We start from the raw sequence: 7,011 nt of genomic DNA on the forward strand, positions 1-7,011 counted from the left end.
AGCGCGCGGCGCTCGAGCCAGCGACGAGCGGCCGCGAACACCCGTCGAGGCCGGGCGAGCCGTCTAGATGCTCCCGGTCGGGACACGGTCTACTGGCCGGCGAATTCGCGCCCCCAGCTCTCGACCCAGCCGCCGAGGTTGCCCTGAAGCTCGTCGTAACTGAACGCGACCGTCTCCGGCGGTCGGTGGGCATACCGGTCGAATTCCTCGTCCAGATCGACGTGCTCCTCGGCGACGGCCGGGAACTGCACGTTCCGCTGGGCGATTTCCGCCTGGGCCTCGCTCGAGAGGGCGAAATCGAGGAAGTCGTAGGCGAGGTCGACGTCCGTCGCCCCCTCGAAGATACCCATTCCCTCGGGGTTGGCGTACCCCTGATCGTTCGGGAACGCGACCTGATGGCGGCTCATGTCGTAGTCGTACTCGTTGGCATACACCTGGTCGGTCGAGTAGGAGACGACGATCGACCGCTCGCCTTCCATGTACGCACCGCTGTACGATTCGGACCAATCCGCGAGGATGCGCGCGCCATTGGTCTCGAGTTTGCGCCAGTAGTCAATGTACCCGTCCTCGCTGTTGGCGTCGATCGTCCACAGCAGGAACGCCCGACCAGGATCCGACTGCTGTGCGTTCTGAGCGAGCAGTTCGTCCTCATAGGCGGGTGCAGTCAGGTCGTCGAGCGTCTCGGGTTCGCTGACGATAGTTTCGTCGTAGACGAGACAGATGTAGCCAGTGTCGTAGGTGAGCGCGCGGCCGTGTGGGTCGCCCATGTCCAGCTCATCGCGAATCCGTCCGGCGTTATCGAGCCGGTCGATATCGAGCTCTCGAAGGAGACTGCCCGTCTCGAGGTTGTCGTCGATTCGAACGAGGTCGTCAACATTGAGCCCGAAGTAGATATCGACGTCGTAATCGGCGTTTTGCTGCTCGCGAGTGATGTACTGATTGAGTCCATCGTTCGGAACGATCCATTCCAGTTCAGCATCGGAGTGTTCCGCTTCGAACGCTTCCTTGAGCCACGTCCCAGCCGGATTGGTGCCGTTGACCATCGTTTCGTACGTCGCGATTCGAAGGGTCCCGTCACCTCCCCCCGCGTTATCATCGTCGCGAGTCAGGCAGCCGGCGACGCCGGCGATCGCACTCCCACCGACTGCTCCGACGAACGTTCGTCGTCTCATTACCCGGTGGTCGCACCAGGTGGTCTTAAGACCCGTGATCGATGTCGATCCGTTCGAGCGCCGTCGGTCGAGCCGAAAGATTTTGTTTGTCGGGTGAGAGTCACGGCTCACCGACGACTGATACGGACGACTGTACGGCAGTTTCGGCGCACCCGCGACCCCGCGTTCGGGGACGCCGGGACACAGTGACAGCAGACCGCCCGAGTCCCGTTCCATTCGAACCGACCGTTCGAGCGCACCGACGGCACCACCGTTTGACCACCGACACTTTTCTCCCTGCTGTCCCTTCGTTCAGTATGGTTCGAAGCCGAACGATCGTCAACGCGGGCATCGGCGCTATCATCGGCGTCGTCCTCTCGTTTATCCCCTTCTCGCCCGTCCTCGGCGGGGCCGTCGCGGGATTCCTCGAGGGACCGGACGAACGAGCGGGCGCGGTCGCGGGCGCGCTGGCCGGAGCGATCGCGTTCCTCCCCATCGCGGGGATCGGGTTCCTCCTCTTCGGATTTCTGAGTCTCGGACTCGCCGGTGGCGTCCCCGTCGAAGGGGTCGCCCTGTTCGCGCTCATGATCCTCGGCGTCGGCACCGTCGTCCTCCTCTACACCGTCGGGCTGTCCCTGCTCGGTGGCTATCTGGGGGCGTACCTCGCGCGGGAGTACCCCGACAGCCACCGCCGAACCCGGGAAACGGTCGGATTCGAGACGAACTCGGCGGACAGATCTCGCACGTCCCGTTCGACGTCGACTCGAGACCGAGAGTTCGGCCGCGAATCCGACTCCGCGTTCGAGGACGACTCGAGCCGACGCCAGAACGATCGATACATGGACGAAGAGCGCGACCGCGACTCCGAGCGAGAGCCGAAATAATCCCTCGGCCCCGTTCTTCACTCGTACCTCAGCGCGTCGATCGGATCCGTCCGCGCGGCCCGCCAGGCCGGATACAGCCCCGCGAGAACCCCGACGAGTATCCCCACGGCGATGGCAATCGCGACGTACTCGAGGGGGTAGACCAGCGGGAGATCGACGTACTGCGCCCCGAGATAGCCGCCGACGAGCCCCAGCCCCGTCCCCAGGACCGCGCCGATCACGCCCAGAATCACCGATTCGGTCAGGAACAGCCCGAGCACGTCGCGGTTCTGCGCGCCGACGGCTTTCATGATGCCGATCTCGCGGGTCCGCTCGGTGACGCTGACGAGCATGATGTTCGCGATCCCGATCGAGCCGACGAGCAGAGAGATGGCCGCGATGCCGACGATGAAGTTCCGCAGGAGATCCAGCACGTCCTGGAGCTGACCGAGTAGCTCCGTACTCGTCTGAAACTGCACCTCGAGGTCGTCGCCCAGCAACTCGCTCGCGTCGGAGGCGTCGCTCTCGAGGTAGTCGATCGCGCTCTCGCGGGCGGCGTCGATGTCGGACTGGTCGGTCGATTCGGCCTCTACGATGATCGCCAGAAAGCGTGCGTCGCTGCTCGTGTCGCCTCCATTGCCGCCGCTCCCGTTACCGGTGCTTTCGTTGCTGACACTCTCGTTGCCACCGCTCCCGTTACCGTCCATCTCGGCTCCGCCGTCGCCGTTACTCTCGTCGTCACCGCCGAATCCCAGCCCGGCCGACTGTTCCGCGTAGTAGGGATCCGTCGGCACGTAGACTCGCGGCGAGGACTCGAACCCCTCGAACGGGCTCAGTCCCTCGCTGGTGTCGGTGATGCCGACCACCTCGAGGGTCGTTTCCTGGCCGCCGAGTATCGTCACGGTCAGGGTGTCGCCGACGCTGACGTTCTCCTCGAACTGGCCCGCCGCCGCGGGGTTGATCACCGCTTCGCGCTCCCCCATCTCGAACTGCCTCCCCTCGACCAGCCGTTCCTCGCGGATGTACGACGGTCCCGATGCGATCAACCCGTTGCCCTGTGCGACCTGCTCCTCGCCGTTCGAGATCGCCTGCGTCTGAATCGTCGCGTAGCCGTAGGCCGCCTCGACCGCCTCGAGGTCCTCGACCGCCGCGAGGTCGTCCGGCGTGAAGACGGGTTGGGCACCCGCCAGTGGGCCTCCCTCGGTGTCGGGTTCGGCGGCCCAGCCGTAGACGTTGCGCTGGTCGTCGGGGCTGATGTCACCGATCACGCCGGCCTGCAGGCTCGCACCCAGCGTGACGAACGTGATCACCGCAGCGATGCCGATCACGATCCCCAGCGTCGTCAGCGCCGAGCGGAGCCGATGGCCGCGGATCGACCGCCACGCGAGACGGAGACTCTCGAGCGGGTTCATTCGGGGTCGCCTCCGCCGTTCCGCCTCCCCTCGCGTCCCGACCCGCGGTCCGTCGTCGCCCCCGTCCGCGACTCGCCGCTCCCATCGAGGTCCTCGATCCGCTCGATTCGCCCGTCGAGCAAGTGGACGATCCGATCGGCCCGCTCGGCGACGTGGCGCTCGTGGGTGACGACGAGCATCGTCGTCCCGCCACCGTGGAACTCGTCAAAGAGATCCAGAATATCGCCCTCGGTGTCGGTATCGAGATTCCCCGACGGCTCGTCGGCCAGTACGATCGCCGGGTCGTTGACCAGCGCCCGGGCGAGCGCCACCCGCTGGCGCTGGCCGCCCGAGAGTTCGTTCGGCTGGTGATCCGCTCGATCGGCCAGTCCGACGCGCTCGAGCAGGTCGAGCGCACGCTCGCGGCGCGCGGACCGGCCGACGTTCTGGAACAGCTGCGGCAACGCCACGTTCTCGACGGCGTTCAGCCGCGGCATCAGATTGAACGTCTGGAAGACGAAGCCGACTTCGGTCCCCCGAAGTCGGGTCCGTTCACGGTCCCCGAGCGCCCCGACCTCGCGACCTCCGACGACGACCGTGCCCTCGGTCGGCGTATCGAGACAGCCGACGAGGTTCATCAGCGTCGACTTTCCGGAGCCGCTCGGCCCCATGATCGCGGTGTAGGATCCCCGTGGCACCTCGAGGGAGACGCCGTCGAGCGCGTGGACCGGCTCGCCGATCCGATAGGTCTTGCGGACGTTCGAGAGGGAGACGGCCGTGCCCGAAGTCGCCATGCACGTTCGACCACGGACGACTCAAAAAAGGTTCGGCGGGGCGGGCCGACGCCGGCGGCGGTTCGCTACCACTCGCCGCCAGTCGCTTCGCTCGCCATCGGTTCCGAGTCGGTCTTTTCGCCCCGAAGGACGACGTACACGATCAGTGCGACGATTCCCACGGGGAAAAACAGAAACAGCAATGCGGCGATGCCGATCGCCCACATGAGTTCGTTGTTCTCGCGCTTCGAAGCGTCCTTGTACACCCAGTAGCCGGCACCGGCCGCGATCAACAGCCCGATGATCAACCCGATTACCGTTGCGATGAGGATCGTCGTCGGGTCGAGGTCGGCCGCTTCGCCGCCGGCCTGCAGCGGAAGGAGGGCGAACTGCAACATTATCTCACCTGCCTCGAGCGGTCGATCGTTCGGACGCGGGACCATCGGTGTCGGTCGATACCCGCTCGACCGACAGGACGTGGAGTACGTTCGTTCATTGTGTCACTCTCCACGTGATATACAATAAACACTAAATAAAGATCTTTTCATTGATAGCACGACGGGTCGCCGCGATACCAGTGGCGGGTACGGCCGGCCGTCCGTCGCATCGGCGTTCACCGAAGGCCGAGGGCACAGATGCCGGTACGCCCCCCTCGTGTCGCCGCTTCCCGGGCCGATGAGGTAACATATTTGTACTCTGAAAAACTATAATGCTTGAACAGTGCCCTCCATCAACATTACAAACGTAACGAAGCGGTACGGTACCGAAACGGCTCTCGAGGGACTGGATCTCACCGTCGAACGCGGCGAGATATACGGTTTCCTCGGCCCGAACGGCGCGGGCAAGTCGACGACGATCAACCTCGTGCTGGATTTCATTCGGCCGACCGAGGGCGAGGTGCGCGTCTTCGATCTGGACGCCCAGTCGGACAGCCTCGAGATCCGCGAGCGGACCGGCATTCTCCCCGAAGGGGCCGAACTGTACGACCGCCTGACCGGCCGTCAGCACGTCGAATTCGCCATCGAATCGAAAGAAGCTGACGACGACCCCGACCAACTCATCGAACGGGTCGGACTCTCGGCCGACGCGGCCGAGAAGAAAGCCGGCGGCTACTCGAAGGGGATGGCCCAGCGGCTCATGCTCGCGACGGCGCTGGTCGGCGAACCCGACCTGCTGATCCTCGACGAACCGTCGACGGGCCTCGATCCGAACGGTGCCCGCGAGATGCGCGAAATCATCCGCGAGGAGAACGCCCGCGGCGCGACCGTCTTCTTCTCCTCGCACGTCCTCGGCCAGGTCGAAGCGGTCTGCGACCGCGTCGGTATCCTCCGGGACGGCGATCTGATCGCCGAAGACACCGTCGACGGGCTCCGCGACGCCACGCCGAACGAGACCCGGCTTCGCGTGATCCTCGACCGCGTCCCGGACGATTCCTCGGCCGCGCTCGAGGCGGTCGAGTCGGTCGACGGCGTCTCGTCGGTGACGCCCGAAGGCCGAACCATCGTCGTCGCTTGCGAGGACCGGGCGAAGACGACCGTGTTGCACACCATCGAGGAGTACGGCGTGACCGTCGAGGACTTCGAAACCGACGAATCCTCGCTCGAGGACCTGTTCATGGCCTACACGTCCGATTCGGCCGGTAGTACGGGGGTGGTACAGTGAGCTCGATCGTCGTCGCGAAGAAGGATTTCCGCGACGCTATGCGATCCCGCGTGCTGCTCGGCCTCATCGCGCTGTTCTCGCTGTTTACCGTCGGCGGCGCGTTCCTCGCGTCGCGGCTATCGGAGCTGTTCGACTCGGGCGGCGGCGAGACGACGATGGATCTGATCCTCGCGTTGCAGACGCCCGCGGGCTTTCTCGTACCCGTCATCGCTTTGGTCGTCGGCTACGGCGCGATCGCCGGCGAGCGAGAGAGCGGGAGCCTGAAGTTCCTCCTCGGACTCCCACACCGTCGCCGTGACGTCGTACTGGGGAAGGTGCTCGGTCGAACGGCGGTGGTAGCCGTCTCGATCCTGATCGGCTTCGGCGTCGGCCTGATCGGACTCGTCGCGTTCATCGGTACGGTCTCGATCGTCGACTACGTCACCTTCACGCTGGTGACGGTGCTGTTCGGGTTCGTCTACGTCTGTATCGGCGTCGGTATCTCCTCGATGACGCGGTCGACGACCAAAGCCGCGATCGGTGCGTTCGGACTGGTCGTGCTGTTCTGGTTCCTCTGGAGCTTCCTCGCGCAGGCGCTGCTCTACGTCGTCGAGGGCGAGTTCCTCCCCGACACGTTTCCCGACTGGTTCCTTGCCATGAACTCGTTGACGCCCGACGCTGCCTACGGCTCCGCGATCGCCGCCGTGCTCAGTGACAATCAGTTCACGGTTGCCAGCACGTACGAGTCCACGGGCCTGACCGACGGAACGCTTCCGCTCGTCGCCGAGCCGTGGTTCGGCTTCGTCCTCCTCGCCATCTGGGCGCTCGTCCCGCTCGGATTCGGGCTCTGGCGGTTCGATCGCGTCGATCTCTGACCGACGCCGCCGAGCTACAACGTTTTTCCCGTCGCCGCTCGCTTGCATAGCCATGAAGACGGAGGGTGGCTCCACCGACGCGAAACGATACGCCGGCGAACGCGCGGCCGAGGAAGTCGAAGACGGATACGTCGTCGGGCTCGGCACCGGCTCGACGACCGCTCACGCGATCCGGGCGCTCGGCCGCGCCGTTGAAACCGGCCTCGAGATCCGCGGGATTCCGACCTCGTTCCAGTCCCGAAAACTGGCCCTCGAGGTCGGAATTCCGCTGACGGCGCTCGACGCGATCGACGGCGTCGACCACGCGATCGCGGACG

7 protein-coding genes and 1 pseudogene are annotated in these 7,011 nt (G+C 65.3%); 4 read left to right on the top strand and 4 right to left on the bottom strand.

Annotated elements, in window-relative coordinates; genetic code table 11:
- Positions 1–89: 89 nt before the first annotated feature.
- On the bottom strand, positions 90–1,172 hold the full coding sequence (locus PGX04_RS26420; protein ID WP_273741214.1) for a thiamine ABC transporter substrate-binding protein: 1,083 nt from the start codon (positions 1,170–1,172) through the stop codon (positions 90–92).
- Between the two features lie 296 nt (positions 1,173–1,468).
- Here PGX04_RS26420 and PGX04_RS26425 point away from each other — a divergent pair, with 296 nt between their 5' ends.
- Positions 1,469–2,035 (top strand): DUF5518 domain-containing protein, encoded by a 567-nt coding sequence (locus PGX04_RS26425; RefSeq protein WP_273741215.1) that lies wholly within the window; start codon positions 1,469–1,471, stop codon positions 2,033–2,035.
- A 17-nt stretch (positions 2,036–2,052) separates the two neighbouring features.
- Here PGX04_RS26425 and PGX04_RS26430 read toward each other — a convergent pair whose 3' ends face one another.
- The 3 genes from PGX04_RS26430 to PGX04_RS26440 all read right to left on the bottom strand — a co-directional run bounded on the left by PGX04_RS26430 (position 2,053) and on the right by PGX04_RS26440 (position 4,576).
- Positions 2,053–3,426, bottom strand: coding sequence for an ABC transporter permease (locus PGX04_RS26430; RefSeq protein WP_273741216.1), 1,374 nt, complete (start codon positions 3,424–3,426; stop codon positions 2,053–2,055).
- Complete coding sequence (locus PGX04_RS26435) at positions 3,423–4,199, bottom strand: ABC transporter ATP-binding protein (RefSeq protein WP_273741217.1); 777 nt, start codon at positions 4,197–4,199, stop codon at positions 3,423–3,425. The genes PGX04_RS26430 and PGX04_RS26435 overlap by 4 nt, the downstream gene beginning before the upstream one ends.
- Positions 4,200–4,264: 65 nt before the next feature.
- Complete coding sequence (locus PGX04_RS26440) at positions 4,265–4,576, bottom strand: hypothetical protein (protein ID WP_273741220.1); 312 nt, start codon at positions 4,574–4,576, stop codon at positions 4,265–4,267.
- 322 nt (positions 4,577–4,898) lie between these two features.
- On the opposite strand from PGX04_RS26440, the gene PGX04_RS26445 reads away from it, so the two are divergent.
- The 3 genes and pseudogenes from PGX04_RS26445 to PGX04_RS26455 form a co-directional block, all read left to right on the top strand.
- Complete coding sequence (locus tag PGX04_RS26445) at positions 4,899–5,840, top strand: ABC transporter ATP-binding protein (protein ID WP_273741218.1); 942 nt, start codon at positions 4,899–4,901, stop codon at positions 5,838–5,840.
- Positions 5,837–6,694 (top strand): ABC transporter permease, encoded by an 858-nt coding sequence (locus PGX04_RS26450; RefSeq protein WP_273741219.1) that lies wholly within the window; start codon positions 5,837–5,839, stop codon positions 6,692–6,694. The genes PGX04_RS26445 and PGX04_RS26450 overlap by 4 nt, the downstream gene beginning before the upstream one ends.
- A gap of 52 nt (positions 6,695–6,746) precedes the next feature.
- A pseudogene (locus tag PGX04_RS26455) lies at positions 6,747–7,011 on the top strand (ribose 5-phosphate isomerase A); the annotation flags it as partial.

Source organism: Natrinema soli (assembly GCF_028618695.1).

Excerpts from the sequence above, each read along its gene's own strand:
- PGX04_RS26420 (WP_273741214.1), bottom strand. The coding sequence starts at position 1,172 with ATGAGACGACGAACGTTCGTCGGAGCAGTCGGTGGGAGTGCGATCGCC.
- PGX04_RS26425 (WP_273741215.1), top strand. The coding sequence starts at position 1,469 with ATGGTTCGAAGCCGAACGATCGTCAACGCGGGCATCGGCGCTATCATC.
- PGX04_RS26430 (WP_273741216.1), bottom strand. The coding sequence starts at position 3,426 with ATGAACCCGCTCGAGAGTCTCCGTCTCGCGTGGCGGTCGATCCGCGGC.
- PGX04_RS26435 (WP_273741217.1), bottom strand. The coding sequence starts at position 4,199 with ATGGCGACTTCGGGCACGGCCGTCTCCCTCTCGAACGTCCGCAAGACC.
- PGX04_RS26440 (WP_273741220.1), bottom strand. The coding sequence starts at position 4,576 with ATGTTGCAGTTCGCCCTCCTTCCGCTGCAGGCCGGCGGCGAAGCGGCC.